The sequence below is a fragment of the Haloarcula sp. MBLA0163 genome (genome assembly GCF_055632435.1).
In genome coordinates this window covers 2,962,793-2,979,429 of record NZ_CM145745.1, presented here as the reverse complement: position 1 = coordinate 2,979,429, position 16,637 = coordinate 2,962,793, and the positions used below count along the sequence as shown (strand labels likewise).

18 protein-coding genes are annotated in these 16,637 nt (G+C 69.4%); 9 read left to right on the top strand and 9 right to left on the bottom strand.

Going from position 1 to position 16,637, the window contains the following annotated elements:
* Positions 1–6 precede the first annotated feature (6 nt).
* On the bottom strand, positions 7–1,047 hold the full coding sequence (locus ACV7GQ_RS15970; protein ID WP_470311197.1) for a TrmB family transcriptional regulator sugar-binding domain-containing protein: 1,041 nt from the start codon (positions 1,045–1,047) through the stop codon (positions 7–9).
* 207 nt (positions 1,048–1,254) lie between these two features.
* Between ACV7GQ_RS15970 and ACV7GQ_RS15965 the strand changes: the two genes are divergently transcribed.
* Both ACV7GQ_RS15965 and ACV7GQ_RS15960 read left to right on the top strand, forming a co-directional pair.
* Positions 1,255–1,920: a DUF47 family protein gene (locus ACV7GQ_RS15965; protein WP_470311196.1), complete on the top strand. Its 666-nt coding sequence runs from the start codon at positions 1,255–1,257 to the stop codon at positions 1,918–1,920.
* Between the two features lie 281 nt (positions 1,921–2,201).
* A complete protein-coding gene (locus ACV7GQ_RS15960; RefSeq protein ID WP_470311195.1) occupies positions 2,202–2,651 on the top strand; it encodes a PaaI family thioesterase in 450 nt (149 codons plus the stop codon).
* Here ACV7GQ_RS15960 and ACV7GQ_RS15955 read toward each other — a convergent pair.
* The 3 genes from ACV7GQ_RS15955 to ACV7GQ_RS15945 all read right to left on the bottom strand — a co-directional run bounded on the left by ACV7GQ_RS15955 (position 2,648) and on the right by ACV7GQ_RS15945 (position 7,640).
* A complete protein-coding gene (locus ACV7GQ_RS15955) occupies positions 2,648–4,594 on the bottom strand; it encodes a cation:proton antiporter domain-containing protein (protein ID WP_470311194.1) in 1,947 nt (648 codons plus the stop codon). The two genes, ACV7GQ_RS15960 and ACV7GQ_RS15955, sit on opposite strands and share 4 nt — an antisense overlap.
* 108 nt (positions 4,595–4,702) lie before the next feature.
* Positions 4,703–6,679: an AMP-dependent synthetase/ligase gene (locus tag ACV7GQ_RS15950; protein WP_470311193.1), complete on the bottom strand. Its 1,977-nt coding sequence runs from the start codon at positions 6,677–6,679 to the stop codon at positions 4,703–4,705.
* 58 nt (positions 6,680–6,737) lie between these two features.
* The gene (locus ACV7GQ_RS15945) at positions 6,738–7,640 is read right to left on the bottom strand and encodes an MBL fold metallo-hydrolase (RefSeq protein WP_470311192.1); all 903 of its coding nucleotides are present in this window, start codon (positions 7,638–7,640) and stop codon (positions 6,738–6,740) included.
* 147 nt (positions 7,641–7,787) lie between these two features.
* Here ACV7GQ_RS15945 and serS point away from each other — a divergent pair, with 147 nt between their 5' ends.
* Positions 7,788–9,170, top strand: a complete 1,383-nt coding sequence (serS, locus tag ACV7GQ_RS15940) for a serine--tRNA ligase (RefSeq protein WP_470311191.1) — start codon at positions 7,788–7,790, stop codon at positions 9,168–9,170.
* A gap of 3 nt (positions 9,171–9,173) precedes the next feature.
* Here serS and ACV7GQ_RS15935 read toward each other — a convergent pair whose 3' ends face one another.
* The 3 genes from ACV7GQ_RS15935 to ACV7GQ_RS15925 form a co-directional block, all read right to left on the bottom strand.
* On the bottom strand, positions 9,174–9,650 hold the full coding sequence (locus tag ACV7GQ_RS15935) for an NUDIX hydrolase (protein WP_470311190.1): 477 nt from the start codon (positions 9,648–9,650) through the stop codon (positions 9,174–9,176).
* Between the two features lie 185 nt (positions 9,651–9,835).
* Positions 9,836–10,183 carry a nuclear transport factor 2 family protein gene (locus ACV7GQ_RS15930; RefSeq protein WP_470311189.1) on the bottom strand — a complete coding sequence of 116 codons (348 nt, stop codon included), beginning with the start codon at positions 10,181–10,183 and terminating at the stop codon, positions 9,836–9,838.
* Positions 10,176–11,525 (bottom strand): redoxin domain-containing protein, encoded by a 1,350-nt coding sequence (locus ACV7GQ_RS15925; protein WP_470311188.1) that lies wholly within the window; start codon positions 11,523–11,525, stop codon positions 10,176–10,178. The genes ACV7GQ_RS15930 and ACV7GQ_RS15925 overlap by 8 nt, the downstream gene beginning before the upstream one ends.
* 89 nt (positions 11,526–11,614) lie before the next feature.
* Here ACV7GQ_RS15925 and ACV7GQ_RS15920 point away from each other — a divergent pair, with 89 nt between their 5' ends.
* A complete protein-coding gene (locus tag ACV7GQ_RS15920) occupies positions 11,615–12,130 on the top strand; it encodes a DUF367 family protein (RefSeq protein WP_470311187.1) in 516 nt (171 codons plus the stop codon).
* Positions 12,131–12,278: 148 nt separating this feature from the next.
* On the opposite strand, the gene ACV7GQ_RS15915 is transcribed toward ACV7GQ_RS15920, so the two are convergent.
* The gene (locus ACV7GQ_RS15915; RefSeq protein WP_470311186.1) at positions 12,279–13,346 is read right to left on the bottom strand and encodes a hypothetical protein; all 1,068 of its coding nucleotides are present in this window, start codon (positions 13,344–13,346) and stop codon (positions 12,279–12,281) included.
* Between the two features lie 81 nt (positions 13,347–13,427).
* Between ACV7GQ_RS15915 and ACV7GQ_RS15910 the strand changes: the two genes are divergently transcribed.
* Positions 13,428–13,577, top strand: coding sequence for a 50S ribosomal protein L40e (locus tag ACV7GQ_RS15910; protein ID WP_166967608.1), 150 nt, complete (start codon positions 13,428–13,430; stop codon positions 13,575–13,577).
* Between the two features lie 72 nt (positions 13,578–13,649).
* Here the strand turns inward: ACV7GQ_RS15910 and ACV7GQ_RS15905 are convergent, their stop codons facing one another.
* Positions 13,650–14,261 carry an MBL fold metallo-hydrolase gene (locus ACV7GQ_RS15905; RefSeq protein WP_470311185.1) on the bottom strand — a complete coding sequence of 204 codons (612 nt, stop codon included), beginning with the start codon at positions 14,259–14,261 and terminating at the stop codon, positions 13,650–13,652.
* Positions 14,262–14,364: 103 nt separating this feature from the next.
* Between ACV7GQ_RS15905 and ACV7GQ_RS15900 the strand changes: the two genes are divergently transcribed.
* From ACV7GQ_RS15900 to ACV7GQ_RS15885, 4 genes are all read left to right on the top strand, one after another.
* Positions 14,365–15,084 carry a ThuA domain-containing protein gene (locus ACV7GQ_RS15900; RefSeq protein ID WP_470311184.1) on the top strand — a complete coding sequence of 240 codons (720 nt, stop codon included), beginning with the start codon at positions 14,365–14,367 and terminating at the stop codon, positions 15,082–15,084.
* Positions 15,085–15,206: 122 nt separating this feature from the next.
* Positions 15,207–15,398: a DUF5786 family protein gene (locus ACV7GQ_RS15895; RefSeq protein ID WP_470311183.1), complete on the top strand. Its 192-nt coding sequence runs from the start codon at positions 15,207–15,209 to the stop codon at positions 15,396–15,398.
* Positions 15,395–15,946: an endonuclease dU gene (locus ACV7GQ_RS15890; protein WP_470311182.1), complete on the top strand. Its 552-nt coding sequence runs from the start codon at positions 15,395–15,397 to the stop codon at positions 15,944–15,946. The genes ACV7GQ_RS15895 and ACV7GQ_RS15890 overlap by 4 nt, the downstream gene beginning before the upstream one ends.
* 44 nt (positions 15,947–15,990) lie before the next feature.
* The gene (locus tag ACV7GQ_RS15885; protein ID WP_470311181.1) at positions 15,991–16,578 is read left to right on the top strand and encodes a uracil-DNA glycosylase; all 588 of its coding nucleotides are present in this window, start codon (positions 15,991–15,993) and stop codon (positions 16,576–16,578) included.
* Positions 16,579–16,637: the final 59 nt, after the last annotated feature.

Below are 16,637 nucleotides of genomic sequence, written 5' to 3'. Positions count from 1 at the left end.
CCCGGCTCAGTCGCTCTGTTCTCGAATCGTCAGCGACCGCACCGAGTAGTCCTCGACGAAGGCGCCGGGCCCGCCGAGGGTGACGCGGTCCCCGTCGACCTCGAGGACGAGCGTGTTCTGGACCGGGAAGTCGTAGGTGGTCGGCTCCAGCAGTCCCTGTTTGATGTCGACGACCGTCCCGGTGAGCGTCGCGTGGTCCTGCCCCGGGAAGAGGTCGGCCGTCACTTCGATGTCCCTCTCGGCCGCGTGTTTCGTCGCGACGAAGACGCCGTGCCGGAAGGAGAGGCCCTGAGCCGGCAGTGGGCGCGGGTCCGCGCTGGCGACCTCCTCGCCGGCGGCCCAGAAGTTGAACCACTGGGACCCGATGGCGCCGGAGGCCTTCGGGCTCTGCTCGAGGACGAGGCCGTAGTCGCCGTCGCGGTGTTCGCCACGCAGCAGCGAGGAGTCGCTGGTGACCGAGACCGCGTCGTCTATCATCACGAGGCTCTCGACCGGTGGCTCCCACGTCCTGACGACGTTCGCGACGTCGGTCGCCCGTTCGACGGCCTCGCTGTCCTCGCCACCGAGCAGGAGGGCGACGAACACCCCGCGGTCGCGGGCCCGCACCAGCGGTTCGCCGAGGCGGTCGGCGACGGGGGCCGGCACCATCATGAACACCTCCGCCTCGGCGTCGTCGATGAGCGTCTCCAGGCGCTGATACAGCGTCTGTCGCGCCCGGACGAGCTCGATGGCCGGGTAGTCCCGTTCCGTGTCGGTGAACCGCTCTGAGAGGTCCGATTCGAGCTCGGTCAGCTCCTCGGTCATCGACTCGACGGCAGACTCCGGGTCGACGGCGCGTACCCGCGTCGGCGTCCGGTGGTCGTCGACGACGACGAGGCCGCGGTCGGCGAGGCTCTCGACGAGGTCGTAGACGTACCCCGTCGAGATGTCGGTCGCAGAGCCCACCTCTGCCACCGTCGCCGAGCCCCGTTCGAGGACTGCCAGATAGGTCTCTGCCTCCGCCTCGGAGAGGCCGAACTGCGTCAGTCGGTCCACTGTCGAATCCATTTACACCCCCCGAGGACAGCGACCCCCTTTACTGCACCGCTCACACGCTCTCTGCGGGGAGTCGGCGGCGCTCACCGTCTCGCCGCGGGCCGGGCCCGCTGCCGTCGCGACAGACGGGGTGGCGACAGTGCGGACGCACGCGCTCGTCGTAGGGCTATATATCGGTCATAGTAGCGTTTTCAACCCCCATTCGGGAACTGTCCGGTGATGGCAACACCGACGGCCGAGTACGCCGACATCGTCACGACGCGGACGGCGACCTACCTCGACGCAGTCGCCGACTGCGTCCTGTTGCTGCCACAGACACTCGCCGCGTACGGCGACGACCCGGCGCGGCGCGAGGCACTGACGACCCGACTCGCCGACCGCGAGTCCGACTGTGACGACCACCTCCGCTCGCTTCGGACCCACCTCGCCCGCGCGCCGCCGAACTTCACCGGCGTCTACCTCCGGGCGGACGCGCTGGCGGAACTGTACGCCCGCGTCGACGAGATACCGAACGCCGCGGAGACGTTCGTCCGGGACCTCGAGGCCGTCTCGCCGGCCCTCGACGACCGGACCCGCGAGGCGTTCACCGACGTCGCCGCACTGGCGGCCAGAGCGACCCGCCTCCTCGTCTCGGTCACGCGGGGCTACGTCCGGTCGCTGACGACCGCGGGCCCGTCGCCCGACGTCTCCGAGACCGTCGACCGCGTCGCCGGCATCGAGTCGCAGTGCGACGACCGCCGACACGTGGTCACCTCGCGGGCGTTCGACGAGCGCGCCGTCGGGGACGCACTGCTGGTCAGGGAGCTCTCGCAGTCGCTCGACGCGGTGCCAGACGCCGTCGAGGACGCCGCCGACCACCTCCGGTTCTGCTGGAGCGCCGACTGAGGACCCGGCCGCCCTCGCGGCGCCGTAGCCACACCTCCGGTACCGTCCGCCTCGAGGTCTCGCTATCGCCGCGTCTCTTCCGAGCGGAACAATAGAAAAATTTACACGTGCTCGCTGTCTCGTTCGGGTGCCGGGCGCTGGGCTGTCAGAGGTCCGTCGCCGTCGCCGACGGCGGCGGACGACGCGGCGTAGCAACCGTCGGTGGCACGACCCACCGACCACGTCTCTTCGGTTGTCTCCCGTTCGCTGTGACTTATACCGGCGGCGATACACCCCACGGTATGAGCCTGCAGGCACTGTTCAACGACATCCCGTTCGTCGAGGAACTCGGGATATCGCTCACGGACGTCGGCGACGGCCACGCCGAGGCCCGTCTCCCGCTGCGCGACGAACACTCTTCGAACCCGAACGCCCGCATCGCCCACGGCGGGGTCACCTACTCGCTGGTCGACACCGTCGGCGGGGCGGCCGTCGTCTCGGTGTCGGGGGCCATCTCTCCGACGGTGGACATGCGAATCGACTATCTGGCGCCCGCGACGGACGACCTGCGGGCGACGGCCGACGTCGTCCGGAACGGCGGGAGCGTCGCCGTCGTCGACGTCGAGGTCCACGACGCCGCCGACCACCACGTCGCCAGCGCCCGCGGGACGTACAAGACCGACGGCGACGGCGGGCAGTCGCCCTGGACCGAGGGCGTCGACGCCGACAGCGTCGAGCAGCTCTCGGACTAGTCGCCGGCGACCAGTTTCATCCCGTCGCGCACCGACTCGCGGCGACCCAGTAGCGTCACCATGTCGCCCTCCTGCAGGACGTAGTCGGCGGTCGGCACCCGCGACTCCGTGTGCTCCCCGCCGCTGACGAGGGCGATGAGACAGGCCTCCGGGAGCATCGGCCCGACGTCACGGACCGGCTTGCCGATGAGGTCGGGGTTGCGTACCTCGACCTCCTGGACGTCGCCGGTCCGGCCCACGTCGGTCATCCAGTGGGCGATGGCCGGCCGCTCTATCTGGTTGTCGATGGCCCACGCCGTCGCCATCGCCGAGGAGATGGTCCGGACCCCGAGGTCCTCGAACGCCTCGACGTTGTCCGGGTTGTTCGCCCGGGCGATGACGTGGTCGATGTCGAACTTCGAACTCGCCAGCTGTGAGACCAGCAGGTTCGCGTCGTCGTCCCCGGTGGCGGCGACGACGGTCTTGGCATTGTCCGCGCCTGCAGAGCGCAACACGTCCGTGTCGGTCCCGTCGCCGATCTCGACGGTGTACCCTTCGTTGCGCCCTCGTTCGACTATCTCTTCGTCCTCCTCGATGATGACGACGTTCTCGCCCCGGTCCTCGAGGCGCTTGGCGAGCGCTCGGCCCACCTGTCCGCCGCCGACGATGATGACTCGCATTGGTATCACGTCCAGTTTTTCCGCGATGTACCGCGCCGACCCGCCTTCCAGCAGGGCCGTCGCGAAGATGACCAGAAACACCGTTCCGAGCAGAATCTCGGCCTGACTGGTCAGCAGGTCCGCCTGCGCCAGCAGTTCGGTCGCCTCCTGTCCGCTCGCCTCGGCCGCCTCCGCCCGCAGTTCCTCCGCGACGCTGTTCAACTCCACGGCGAAGAGCGTCGCGACGGAGGCCGGGATGATGCCGCGCGGCCCGACGAAACTGACGAACAGCTTCTCGGCGCGCGTGAAGCGGTCGCCGACCGTCGAGACGAACACCAGGAGCGGTCGGATGACCAGTGCGACGGCCAGCACCACGGCGATGCCGGCCAGTCCCACGTCGATGAGCGCGTCCAGACTGAGCTGGGCCGCCAGCGCGATGAACACGAACGAGAGGACCAGCAGGGTGATGTCGCCCTTGAACGCCTCGATGTCCTCCTCGTAGGGGTGGTCGACGTTGCCCAGCGCTATCCCGGCGGTGGCGACGGCCGCGACGCCGGCCTCCGTCGCGATGGTGTTGGCGGCCGCGTACGCGACCAGCGCCCCCGCGAGCACCAGCAGGCGGGAGTTCCGGGGCGCGTCGCCCGGCGAGAGGTCGATGTACTGCAGGAGGTAGTACAGCAGGCCCGCGACGAGCAGGCCGACGAGCAGGCCGGTCCCCAGTCGGAGCGCGAACGCCTGCAACAGGCCGTTGCTGCTCGCGCCGGGGTTGACCGTCTCGAAGACGACGACGGCGATGATGGCCGCCGTCACGTCGTTGACGATGCCCTCCGTCTCCAGCGCCGTCGCGACCCGGTCCCGGACCGGGACGACGTTCAGGATGGGCGTGATGACCGTCGGCCCCGTCGCGACCAGCAGGGCCCCGACGAGGAACGCGAGGTTCCACGAGACGGCCTCGTCGGCGAACGCGAACTTCACGGCGGCGGCCGTCCCGACCAGCGCGATGGCGGCGCCCAGCGTCACCAGCCGGAACGTCGCCGTCGGCGCCTCGCGGATGCGCTCGAACCGGAGGTGGTACGCCCCCTCGAAGACGATGATGGCGACGGCGAGGCCGACGATAGCCGACAGCGCCCCGCCGAACGTCTCGCTCCCGATGAGGCCGAGTCCCGGTTGGCCGATGGCGACACCGACGAGCAGGTAGAAGATGATACTCGGGACCTGCAACCGGGCGGCGAGCACCTGTGCGAGCACACCCAGTCCGATGATACCGGCGACCAACGGAATCAGGAGTGTCGAGCTACCAGCCACTGCTGTCCTCCATCTAACCCGCACAAGGGCACCCCTCTGTATAAACGCACTCACTCCAGACGGGCGCGCCGCCGTCCGGTTACGCCGAGCGGGCCGGCGCGCCGCCGCTCAGTCGTCGGCGGTCTGTCCGCCGACCCGCGCCTCGTCGGCGAACGCCTGTTCGTCGTAGATGCGGCCGATACGGTCGGTGTACCGCTCCTTGATAGCCGGGCGTATCTTCTTCATCGTCGGCGTCAGCAGGCCGTTGTCCTCGGTGAACCCCTCGGCGAGGAGTTCGAACCGCTTGACCGTCTCGTGGGACTCGAGGGACTCGTTGGCCCGCTCGACCGCCTGCTCGACGAGGGCGTGAGCGTTCTCGTCGTCCGCGAGGCGCTCGGGGTCGTCGGGAATCGAGACTCCCTCGTCGGCCGCTCGCTCGGCCAGTCTATCGACGTCGGGGACGACCAGCGCGCCGACGAACTTCTCGCCGTCGCCGAGCGCCATCGCCTGGTCTATCTCCGGCCGGTCCTCCATCGCCTCCTCGACGTGCTGGGGGGCGACGTTCTTCCCCGTCGAGAGGACGAGCAGCTGTTTGGCGCGCTCCCGGAACACGACGTAGCCGTCGGGGCGCTGCGTGACGATGTCGCCGGTCCGGAAGTAGCCGTCGTCGGTGAACGCGTCCGCGGTCGCCTGTGGCAGCTCCCAGTAGCCGTCGGTGACGTTCGGCCCCTTCACGAGGAGTTCGCCCGTCTCGCCCATGACGCCGCCGAGGTTCTCCTCGGGGAGGACGTGCGTGTCGAGCTCGAAGTCGATATCCGGGACCGGCGTGCCGATGGTGCCGACCTTCGGCTCCTCGATGGGGTTCGTCGTGACCACCGGCGCGGCCTCGGTCAGCCCGTAGCCCTCGTAGATGGGCAGCCCCATCCCGTGGTACAGCTCGGCCAGGTCCTTCGAGAGCGTGCCGCCACCGCTGACCAGCATCTCGACGTTGCCCCCGAGCGCGTTCCGGACCTTCGAGAACACCAGCCGGTCGGCGACGGCGTACTTCGCCCGCAGTGGGACGCCCGGCAGCTCCTCGCGGTGGTAGCGCCGGCCCACGTCCACCGCCCACTCGAAGATGCGCTTGCCGACCGCGGACTCCTCGGCGTCCTCGCGGATCGCGTCGTATATCTTCTCGTACACCCGCGGGACGCTCGTGGCGACGTTCGGCTGGACCGACTGGAAGTCATCCTTGAGCGTGTCGACGCTCTCGGCGTAGGCGACACAGCCACCCACCGAGAAGATGAAGAAGTGGCCGGTCAACCGCTCGAAGACGTGTGCCAGCGGGAGGTACGACACCGTCTGTGTGTCGGCGTCGATCCGTGGCAGGCCGGACGGGAGGTCGGCCGACGGGCCGTACCCCGCCTCGCACTGGGCGGCGTTGGCGGCGAAGTTCCGGTGGGTCAACCGGACGCCCTTCGGCTGCCCGGTGGTCCCCGACGTGTAGACGAGGCTCGCGAGGTCGTCGGGGTCGCGCTCGGCTATCCACGTCCGGTACCGGGGCTCGTCGAACACGGCCTCGCCCCGCTCGTACACCTCGGCGAGCCCGTAGACGTCCTCGCGGTCGCTCTCTGTCTCGTCCATCACGACGTACTGCTCGACGGGGACCTCGTCCTCGACGGCGAACACCCGTTCCAGGAGCTCGTCGTTCTCGACGACGACGGCCGTCGCAGCCGGGTCGGCGAGCAGGTGGCGTGCCTGCTCCGGCGAGGAGCTCTTGTAGACGGTGGTGACGACAGCCCCGGCCGCCAACAGGGCGAAGTCACACTGCGCCCACTCCATGCGGGTGCCGGCGAACAGGCCCACCCGGTCGTCCGGGCCGATGCCGATGTCGCGGAACCCGGCCGCGAGGTTGCGGACGACGTCGGCCATCTCGTCGTAGGACAGTGCGCCGAAGTCGCCGTCCGGCGCCGCGTCGACGGCGACCCCCGCGAGCGAGCGGTCGTAGACCCCGCCCTTGTACCGCTGTGCGGGCCGGCCCCCGTGTGTCTCGACGGTCGATTCGAACAGTTCGCCCAGTGTCTGGTCCCCTACCGTTCGGGACGACCCATCCCCGTCACCTGGCATTATAAACCGTTATCGTAACCCACGTGAAATAACTGCCGGCCGACTTCCGGTTCGATACCTACGCCTCCCGGTCGAGCGAGACGAGGACGCCGCGGACGTTCATGGCCACCTCCGCGTCGGCCTTCTGTTCGCCCCAGACGTCGGGCGTCTCGACCGTCTCGACGAAGTGGTCGATTACCGCGTCGTCGTCGCCCAGTTCCGCCCGCTTCGACTCGACGGCGGCCACCCAGTCGGCCAGCAGCTCGGCGTACGTCTCCAGTTTGTCGCCGGTCGGCGCCGAGCCGAAGTGCCCGAACAGCAGCGTCTCGGGGTCGAGGTCGCGGATGGTCTCGACGTCGTCTAACGCCTGTTCGAGGTCGAAGTTCACCGGCGGCGTCGTGACGTGCATCTCGTCGGTCGATGGGGTGTAGATGCCCGCCGCGTCGGCCGCGAACACGCCGTCTATCGCCGGGTCGTGGAACACCACCTGGTGCGGGGCGTGACCGGGCGCGTGGACCACCTCGAACGTGTGGTCGCCGAGGTCGATCTCGTCGCCGTCGGTCACCTCGACGATGCGTTCCTCGGGCACCGGTTCAGGTTCGGTGTAGTGCCGTATCTGCTCGCCGACGGCGCCCTTCGTCCCCTCCCATATCCGCTCGGGGTCGACGAGGTGCCGGGAACCGAGTTCGTGGACGTACACCGTCGCGTTCGGGCACGCGTCGAGCAGCAAGCCCGTGCCACCGGAGTGGTCCAGGTGGATGTGCGTGAGCGCGACGACCGCCAGTTCCTCGGGGTCGACGCCGACCTCGGCCATCGCGTCGAGGACGCGCTCGTGGTTGGTGCCGAGTCCGACGTCGACCAGCGCCGGGCGCTCGGCGTCGACGATGTACACCGTCCCGTACTCCGCGACGTCGTACATCCCCGTGTCGACGTAGTAGACGTCCTCGCACGCCTCCGCCTCGTACACGTCACCGATTGCCATGGGTAGGCTGGCGACTGGTGGCGGGAAAACGGTTGTGTTCGCTCGGACCGGTCGCCCGTCGCCGCCGGCGTCGGTCGTCCCGTCGACGACCGGCCCGCAGCCACTAGGACCGACACGCCTAATTTCCGCCGTCGAGAACCGTCGGTCATGTTATCGAGACAGTTCGTCCGGGAGAACCCCGAGACGGTCCGGGACGCCATCGAACGCAAGGGCGTCACGGGCGTCGACCTCGACGAGATTCTGGCCATCGACGAGGAGTGGCGCGAACTGAAGGCGAGAGGCGACGGCCTGCGACAGGAGCGCAACGAGATATCCAGCAAGATAGGGGAGTACAAGCAAGCGGGCGAGGAGGAGCAGGCTCAGGCGGCCATCGACCGCTCGCAGGAACTGAAAGACGAACTGCAAGAGGTCGAGGACCGCGCCGACGAACTGGAGTCCCAGCTGGAGGCGGCGCTGCTGGAACTGCCGAACGTCCCCCACGAGTCCGTGCCGACCGGCGAGGACGAGAGCGACAACGTCGAGGCCTACCGCGAGGGGTTCGACGACCTGCGCGACCTCCCCGAGGAGGTCGTCCCGCACTACGACCTCGGCGAGGAACTGGACATCTTAGACTTCGAGCGCGGTGCGAAGGTCACCGGCGGCGGCTACCAGTTCGTGAAGGGCGAGGGCGCCCGCCTCGAACACGCGCTCATCCAGTTCATGCTCGAGGTCCACCGCGAGCAGGGGTACTCCGACATCCTCCCGCCCATCCCCGTCAACTCCGCGTCGATGGAGGGCACCGGCCAGCTGCCGAAGTTCGACGACGACGCCTACCGCGTCGGCGCGCGACAGGACGACGACTACGACGAGGACGACCTGTGGCTCCTGCCGACGGCGGAGGTCCCCGTGACGAACATGTACCGCGACGAGATTCTACTGGACGACGACCTGCCGGTCAAGCACCAGGCGTTCTCGCCGAACTTCCGCCGGGAGGCCGGCGAACACGGCACCGAGACGCGGGGGTACGTCCGCGTCCACCAGTTCCACAAGGTCGAACTCGTCAACTTCGTCCGGCCGGAGGACAGCTACGACCGCCTCGAGGCCCTGCTCGAGGAGGCCGCCGAGGTGCTGGACCGCCTCGACCTCCCCTACCGCGTGCTCGACATGTGCACCGGCGACATGGGCTTTACCCAGGCCAAGAAGTACGACATCGAGGTGTGGGCGCCCGGCGACGACATGGACGACGGCCCCGACGTCGGCGGCCGCTGGCTGGAGGTCTCCTCCGTCTCGAACTTCGAGGACTTCCAGGCCCGGCGTGCCGGCCTGCGCTACCGGCCCGAGCGCCACGAGTCCGCCGACTACCTCCACACGCTCAACGGCTCCGGCCTCGCGGTGCCCCGCGTGATGGTCGCCATCCTCGAGTACTACCAGAACGAGGACGGCACCGTCACCGTGCCCGAACCGCTCCGGCCCTACATGGGCGGTCAGGAGGTCATCGAGGGCGCCGAACCGGTCGGCGAGAGTGCCGTCGGCGCCGGCGAGAAGGAGTAACGCTCAGTCGTCGGCCGCCGCCGGCGACGACAGGTCGGCGACGTGTCGGCAGACGTGTCGGACCTGCGGGAGCGTCGACGCCGGGAGCGACTCGGGGTCGACCCACCGGCACTCGAAGACCCCCTCCCGCTGGTCGGCGTCCGGTTCCGAGAGCAGCGCGCAGTCGAACACCGTGTACGCCGAGACGGTGTCGTCGAGGCTGTCGTGGGCGTACCAGAACGTCGTCACGGGCCGCCCGACCCGGGCCCGGCAGTTGAGTTCCTCGCCGAGTTCGCGCCGGAGGCCCTCGGTCGCGTCCTCGTGCCGGTGGACGCCGCCGCCGGGGAGCGTCCAGAACGGCGACCCGTCGGCGTGGCGCTCTCTGACCAGTAGCACCTTCGACGCCGACGTCACCAGCCCCTTCGCACCGTCTCTGAGGCGGAAGGAGCTACCCCGTCGCTCGGTCGCTGGCTCGCTCTGCGGGCTCGGCCGTCTCGCCATGCACTACGCACATCCATCTGAGAGACATAAATAAACGCCTCCTAATCCTCACCGAGGGACGATAGACCCGACGGTGCGATAGAATAGTATGCCGTCCGTACCCGGCCTAGTCACGTGTTAAAGGCTCACACGGTGGGGTGCCGTCGACATCGTGACACGCTCGCTATGCCGGCCGACAGCCCCGCTCAGTCCGTGTACGTCTCGATGCGCTCGATGCGGCCGTCGGCGAACTGGAACACGTCGACGAAACGGGCGATGGGGTCGCCGTCGGCGTCGAGCAACCGGCCGCGCACCGCCACGTCGTCGCCGTCCGGACGCCGGAAGACGCCGTCGATGGGGTGAGTCGTGTCCGTCTGTGGGCGCTCCTCGCGCATGAACCGGACGAACCGGTCGCGGCCCTCGATGGTCCGGTCGGGCCGGTCGTGGACGAACCCCGGTGCGAGCAGTCGCGTCAGCAGGTCGTAGTCGCCCTCGTCCAGCGCCCGGTAGTACGCACGGGCGGGGTCGGCCGGCGTCCCGTCGCCGTCAGTCATCGTCGTCACCGTCGGCCTCGGGCTCGCCGGCGACCGGGTCGGTCAGGTCGAGTTCGCCGTCGACGGTCTCGGCGCCGTCGCCGCCCGCGTGCGCTCCTTCGTCGTCGCCTGCGTCGGCGTCGTCGGCGTCGTCCGCGTCGTCGCCTGGCAGTGTGTCGACCATCGTGGTCGGTTCCTCGGGCACCGCCTCCGTCGGCGGTTCGGAGTCGGCGTTACTCGCCGCCAGTTCGGCCTGTATCTCGGCCAGTTCGTCGTCGCCGATCTCGCCTTCGCCCTCGGCCTCGCCGTCCGCGGCCGCGGGGTCGTCCCTCGCCGCGTCGTCTTCGGCGGCCGCGGACGCGTCGTCCGTCCTGTCGTCTGTCCCGGCCACCTCGTCGTCGATGTCCACGCCCAGCGTCGCGTCGCCGGAGTCCGGGTCCGTCGGGAGGACGGTCGACAGCTCCTCGGGCGCTTTCTCCAGGTCGTCCACCGCCGGCGGCCACTCGCCGTCCGGGTCCGGCGGTTCCCGATAGCCGCGAGCGGTCTCGAGCGGTCGCTCGGCGTCGTCCCGGAGATCCTGCCCCTCCGCACCGTTCCCGCTGGAGTAGGCGCTCGCGGCCTGTGCCAGCCAGTCGGCGGCCTGCCACAGCGAACTCGCCTTCGTCCGCGCCCCGTCGTAGACGGGGGCCAGCGACTCGTCGTCGCCGAACCGGACCGCGGTGTCGAACTGGGCCTCCGCCTCCGCGAACGCCTCGCGGGCGCGCTGGAAGTCCGACTGGGCCAGCATCCACTCGGAGTCGCCGAACTCGTTCATCGCCGCGGTGAACGCCCGGCGGCCCTCGGTGTAGTGGGCGTGCCCGATGCGGTAGCGGGCGAACGCGGTGTCGTCCCCGCCGGTGTCGGCGATGGCGTCCTTGAGTTCCTCGACGCGGGGGAGCTCAGTCGGGTCGTCGGTGTGCCACGCGTACCGGACGACGCCGTCGTGGTCGACGACGGCGACGGCCCGTTCGACCAGCCGCTGGCCGACGTCGTCGACCATCGTCAGGTCGTAGGCCTCGGCGACGTCGCCGGCGGTGTCGGCGAGCAGCGGCACCTTCAGGTCGTACCGCTCGGCGAACGCCCGGTGGCTGTACACCGAGTCCGGACTGATACCGAGGATGGTGACGTCCTTCTGCATCGTGAAGAGGTCGAGCTCGTCGAGGTCACACGACGTCTCGTCGCAGGCCTGGTTGAAGTCCGCCGGGTAGAACGCGAGGATGACGACGTCGTCGCCGACGTACTCCTCGAGGGCGACCCGGCGGGCTTCGCCGTCGACCAGCGCCGGCAACTCGAACGTGGGCGCCACCGTCCCCTCCCCAATCACAGTCGTATCTATACCTTCCGATACTTAATGATGGTTGACATCGGCCCGCCGAGCGAGCCGCTTTTGCCGGCTGAGGTGGAACTGACGGTGTGGAACTGCACGTTCGCTACGAGGGCGACGACGACCCCGACAAGTGTAGCGCCCGGAAACTCGCCCGCTTCGACCTCGCCGAGCTGCACCGGGCGACGCGGTCGACGCCGCCGGGCATCGTCCTCAACCCCTTCGCCGAGCAGGCCCTCTCGCCCGCCGACGCCCCGTCGGTCGGCGACGGCGCCCGCCACGAGCGACTGGTCGCGCTGGACTGCTCGTGGGAGACGGCCGAACGCGAGGCGTTCGACTTACAGGGCGTCCACCGGTCGCTCCCTTTCCTGGTCGCCGGCAACCCGGTCAACTACGGGACCGCGTTCCAGCTGAACACCGTCGAGGCCTTCGCCGGCGCCCTGTGCATCCTCGGCGAACGCGACCACGCCGAGGAGATACTCTCGAAGTTCTCGTGGGGCCACACGTTCCTCGAACTGAACGCGGAACCGCTCGCCCGCTACGCGGACTGCGAGGACTCGACGGACGTCGTCGCCGTGCAGGACGACTATCTGGCCGCGGAGTGAGTCAGCTGATGACCGGGTCCCGCAGCGACGCGTCGCAGTGCGGACACGTCTTGCGTGTCTCTGCCTCTCGGACGTCGGTAATCCGTTCGCCGCAGTTGGGACAGCGCATGTGTACTGCTACCACGCCACGCATCTTGTAGCTTGACCATCAGTTGTCAGGGTCGCCGAAGCCGACACCGATACCCGACGGGTCCGACGGCGGGGCGAGCGGACTGGCCGGCACGTCCGGCGACGGCTCCGGGTCGTTGTAGCCGCCCGGGGCCACGTCGTTCGGCGCGTCGGGGTAGCACAGCGACGCCAGCGCCTGCACGTGGTCGCGGCCGACGCCGAGTTCGAACTGGCCGCCGCCGTACAGGCTGATTCCCCGCTCCTCGCAGTACGCGACCGTCGAGAGCACCGACTCCACGGTGCCACACCGCGACGGTTTCATGTTGAGCCACGCGGGTTCGAACGGCAGCGCCTCGATGCTCTCGACGCCCGTGATGGGGACGTCCCACGTGACCCGCTCCTCCCGCCCGTCGAAGACGGGTCGCGTCTCGTCGGTCAGGTTCGGGTCCTCGACGAGCGCGTCGGGCAGGGCGTCGACCACCCGTCGGTAGAAGTCGGCGTCGACGGTCACCTCGACGCCCTCCGTCTCGTACAGGCCCTTCAGGTCGAGGACGCGGACGTCGTAGTCCGCGAGCGCGGCCAGCAGGTCGTCGCTCCAGTCCGGCGTCGGGTCGAGCTTGAACGCGAGGTCGTCGTGGACGGCGAGCAGCGAGTCGAGGCGGTCGGTCGTCGGCGGGGCGTCGTCCTCGGACCCGCCGAGGCGCGTCGAGACGACGAACGAGACGGGGTCGTACTCGCGGCCGAGCGCGGCCCCGAGGCTGGTGTCGGCCTGCGTCAGCGCCAGATCGAGCGCCGCGCTCTCGAACGCCCAGCGGCGGTAGTGGTGGAACCGGTCCTCGTCCGGTGGCTCCGGCCAGAGGTCGGCGTCGTCGAGCGCCGCCGAGAACGAGTCGAGCGTGTACTCGCCCGACAGGTCGACCGCGTGGTCGGCCAGCGCGTAGTGGGCCTCGTTGGTGTAGGTGACGTCCTCGCCCCGCCCCGTCTCGCCGCCGCCGGAGAGCACGACGGTGGTCGTCGCCCGGTCGAAGCCGCTGGAGGTGGCTCGCTCGCGCAGCTCGAATGCACAGTCCTCGACGTGAAGCGGGAGGTCCGCGACCCGGTCGTACATACCCGGAGGTCGGGCGCCGGCCTCAAAACCGCGCCGGTCGGAAACTCAAAGCTTAAACGGCCACACTGGCAACCGACTCGCATGGCTAGCTTCGAGGAAGCGTCAGACCGAATCCTGAACAAGCAGATCTGCATGCGCTGTAACGCCCGCAACCCCCAGCGCGCACAGCAGTGCCGGAAGTGCGGCTACGGCAACCTTCGCCCGAAGGCGAAGGAGACGCGCAGCGCCTGAGACCGTCTCAGTTCTCACTCGCCGCCCGTCTCGGGTCGGCACTCGCCGCGAGTCGACCAGCGGCCGCGCCGGTCACTCGTCGGGGTACTTCGGTTCGCGGCGCTCGGCCCGTTCGAGCGCCCGCTCGACGACCTCGCGCACGTCGCCGTGGAAGACGCTCCCGTGGCCCGAGTACATGTGTTCGACGCCGTCGGGCAGCCGCTCCAGCAGTTCGCGGACGCTCTCGATGAGTCGCTCGCGGGACTGACCGGGGTAGTCCGTGCGGCCGAACGACCCGTCGTCGAACGCGCCGTCGTCGTGGACGACCACGTCGCCCGAGAACAGCGAGCTCGCCGAGACCAGCGAGACGTGGTCCTCGGCGTGGCCCGGCGTGTAGACGACGTCGCAGGCCTCGTCGCCGACCAGGAGCTCCTCGCCGTCGACGAGCGCGTTGTCCCGGCGCGCGTGGTCGCCGTAGGCGTACAGCGGGGCGTCGAACGCGTCGAGCACCGCGTCCAACTGCTCGACGTGGTCGCCGTGCTGGTGGGTCAGGACGATGGCGTCCAGCGTGTCGGTGTGCTCGCGAATCACGTCGACCACGCCCTCCATCGCGCCCGCGTCGACCAGCGTGGTCCGCTCGCCGATGGCGAGGTAGGCGTTGCAGGTGAACGTCTCGGCGTCGGCGGTGACGTTGTGGACCTCCATGTCCGTGTCGTGTGGCGCTACTCGCTTGAGTGTACTGACGGCGCGGCGTCGTCTGTCCGTGTCAGTCGCCGAAGCTATACGTCGAGAGGCGGAGGTCCTGCACATGGCATCCGTCACGGTCTGGAACGAGTTCGTCCACGAACGGGAAGGCGGGGACGCCGCCGAGGTGTACCCCGATGGCATCCACACGGCTATCGCCGAGGCGCTCGCCCAGCGGGGGCACGACACCCGCACGGCGACCCTCGACGAGCCGGAGCACGGTCTCACCGAGTCGGTACTCGACGAGACGGACGTGTTGCTGTGGTGGGGCCACGTCGCCCACGACGAGGTCGACGACGCCGTGGTCGAGCGGGTCGCCGACCGCGTCTACGACGGCATGGGGCTGCTCGTCCTCCACTCGGCACACGCCTCGAAGCCGTTCAAGCGACTGCTCGGGACGCCCTGTGACCTCACCTGGCGCGAGGTCGGCGAGCGCGAACGGTGCTGGGTCGTCGACCCCGGCCACCCCATCACCGACGGCCTGGACGACTCGCTGGTCATCGAGGAGGCCGAGATGTACGGCGAGCCGTTCGGCGTCCCGGAACCCGACCGACTGGTGTTCACCTCGTGGTTCGAGGGCGGCGAGGTGTTCCGCAGCGGGTGTTGCTACCACCGCGGCCGCGGGAACATCTTCTACTTCCGGCCGGGCCACGAGACGTACCCCATCTACCACCGCGATGACGTCCAGCAGGTGTTGGACAACGCCGTCCGGTGGGCCACGCCGAACGAGGGGGCCGACGCCCACGCCGGCAACCGGAACGTCGACCCGCGCGAGTCGCTGTGAGCCGCCCCCGCTGACCGGTCGTAAACGGCCGACTCACGCGCCCACGCGCGAGAAGCCGGGAGCGCAGGGGTACCCACCGGCGAGTGATTTTTCACGGTGAACTGCATAGTTGTACACGTACCATGGGGTTCGGGAGCTACGACGAGTCGGAACAGGACAATCAGGAGTACGACACAGAGTTCGACGACGAGGACGGGCTCGACGCCGAGGAGAACGCCCACGAGGGTGACATCGAGTACGAGTTCACCGCGTCGAACGACGAACTGCTCGACCGGCTGAAAGACATCAAGGAGGACGAGAGCCAGAACACGTGAAAGCCGGCGTTCGCGCGCTCGGCGTCGCCGAATCGTATCGCGAGTCAACCAGCCACCTCGCGGGCACCGTCGTCCGTGCCAGCCGCGTCGTCGACGGGTTCGTCTTCGACACCTGCACCGTCGGCGGGCGTGACGCGACCGGGACTATTTGTGCGATGGTCGACCGGCTGGACCGTGAGGACGTCCGCTATCTCCTCGTCGCCGGCATCGCCCCCGCGTGGTTCAACGTCCTCGACCTGCGTGCGATACACGACCGGACCGGACTGCCCACCGTCTCGGTCACCTTCGAGTCGTCGCCGGGGCTGGAAGGGGCCATCAGCGAGGCGTTCGACGACCCGGAGACCGTCGCCGACCGCCTGGCGACCTACCGCGGCCAGCCCGACCGCCGCCCGGTCGCGGTCAACGACGAGACGGTGTACGTGCGGGCCGTGGGACTGCCCGACGACGAGGCCGCCGACGTGGTTCGCGCGTTCACGCCCGAGGGCGGCCGTCCGGAACCGCTCCGGGTCGCCCGACTGGCCGCTCGCGGGCTCGTCGACGCCGAGTGAGCGCCGACCGCCGGCCTTGATACGGCCCGGGCCGAACGACGGGTATGGAGCAGATGGACGGGCTGGACGTGGTCGACTGTGAGCGCTGCGAGGAGCTCTGTGCGTCGCGGTCGCGCATCGTCAACGGCGTCGGCCCGGCGGACGCGGACCTCCTGTTCGTCGGCGAGGCGCCGGGCGCGAACGAGGACGAACAGGGCGAACCGTTCGTCGGCCGCAGCGGCGACGTGCTCGACGACGGGCTGCGCGAGGTGGGACTTGACCGCGGCGACGTCCGCATCACGAACTGCGTGCGCTGTCGCCCGCCGGACAACCGCGACCCCCACACGGCGGAACTCGAAAACTGTCGCGAGTATCTGGAGACCGAAATCGACCGCGTCGACCCGGAACTCGTCGTCACGCTGGGGAAGGTGCCCGCCGAGCACCTGCTCGGCCGGGACGTGGCGGTCACCGGCGAGGCCGGCGACGTGGTGGACGTGGGAGTCGAGGGCGAACCGCGGCGCGTGATGGTCTGTGTCCACCCGGCGGCGACGCTGTACGACCCCGGCCAGAAGGACACCTTCGCCGAGACGCTGGCGAAGGCCGCCGACTTCACCGACGGCGAGAGCGGGCAGAAGCGGCTGGGCGACTTCTAGACCACCTTTTTCACCCGGGGGTTCGCGCTCGCCGCTGGCGACCGCTCAACCCCGGGCCA

Excerpts from the sequence above, each read along its gene's own strand:
- ACV7GQ_RS15965 (WP_470311196.1), top strand. The coding sequence starts at position 1,255 with ATGGCAACACCGACGGCCGAGTACGCCGACATCGTCACGACGCGGACG.
- ACV7GQ_RS15970 (WP_470311197.1), bottom strand. The coding sequence starts at position 1,047 with ATGGATTCGACAGTGGACCGACTGACGCAGTTCGGCCTCTCCGAGGCG.
- ACV7GQ_RS15905 (WP_470311185.1), bottom strand. The coding sequence starts at position 14,261 with ATGGAGGTCCACAACGTCACCGCCGACGCCGAGACGTTCACCTGCAAC.
- ACV7GQ_RS15945 (WP_470311192.1), bottom strand. The coding sequence starts at position 7,640 with ATGGCAATCGGTGACGTGTACGAGGCGGAGGCGTGCGAGGACGTCTAC.
- ACV7GQ_RS15900 (WP_470311184.1), top strand. The coding sequence starts at position 14,365 with ATGGCATCCGTCACGGTCTGGAACGAGTTCGTCCACGAACGGGAAGGC.
- ACV7GQ_RS15910 (WP_166967608.1), top strand. The coding sequence starts at position 13,428 with ATGGCTAGCTTCGAGGAAGCGTCAGACCGAATCCTGAACAAGCAGATC.
- ACV7GQ_RS15885 (WP_470311181.1), top strand. The coding sequence starts at position 15,991 with ATGGAGCAGATGGACGGGCTGGACGTGGTCGACTGTGAGCGCTGCGAG.
- ACV7GQ_RS15950 (WP_470311193.1), bottom strand. The coding sequence starts at position 6,679 with ATGCCAGGTGACGGGGATGGGTCGTCCCGAACGGTAGGGGACCAGACA.
- ACV7GQ_RS15960 (WP_470311195.1), top strand. The coding sequence starts at position 2,202 with ATGAGCCTGCAGGCACTGTTCAACGACATCCCGTTCGTCGAGGAACTC.
- ACV7GQ_RS15915 (WP_470311186.1), bottom strand. The coding sequence starts at position 13,346 with ATGTACGACCGGGTCGCGGACCTCCCGCTTCACGTCGAGGACTGTGCA.
- ACV7GQ_RS15895 (WP_470311183.1), top strand. The coding sequence starts at position 15,207 with ATGGGGTTCGGGAGCTACGACGAGTCGGAACAGGACAATCAGGAGTAC.
- ACV7GQ_RS15930 (WP_470311189.1), bottom strand. The coding sequence starts at position 10,183 with ATGACTGACGGCGACGGGACGCCGGCCGACCCCGCCCGTGCGTACTAC.
- serS (WP_470311191.1), top strand. The coding sequence starts at position 7,788 with ATGTTATCGAGACAGTTCGTCCGGGAGAACCCCGAGACGGTCCGGGAC.
- ACV7GQ_RS15935 (WP_470311190.1), bottom strand. The coding sequence starts at position 9,650 with ATGGCGAGACGGCCGAGCCCGCAGAGCGAGCCAGCGACCGAGCGACGG.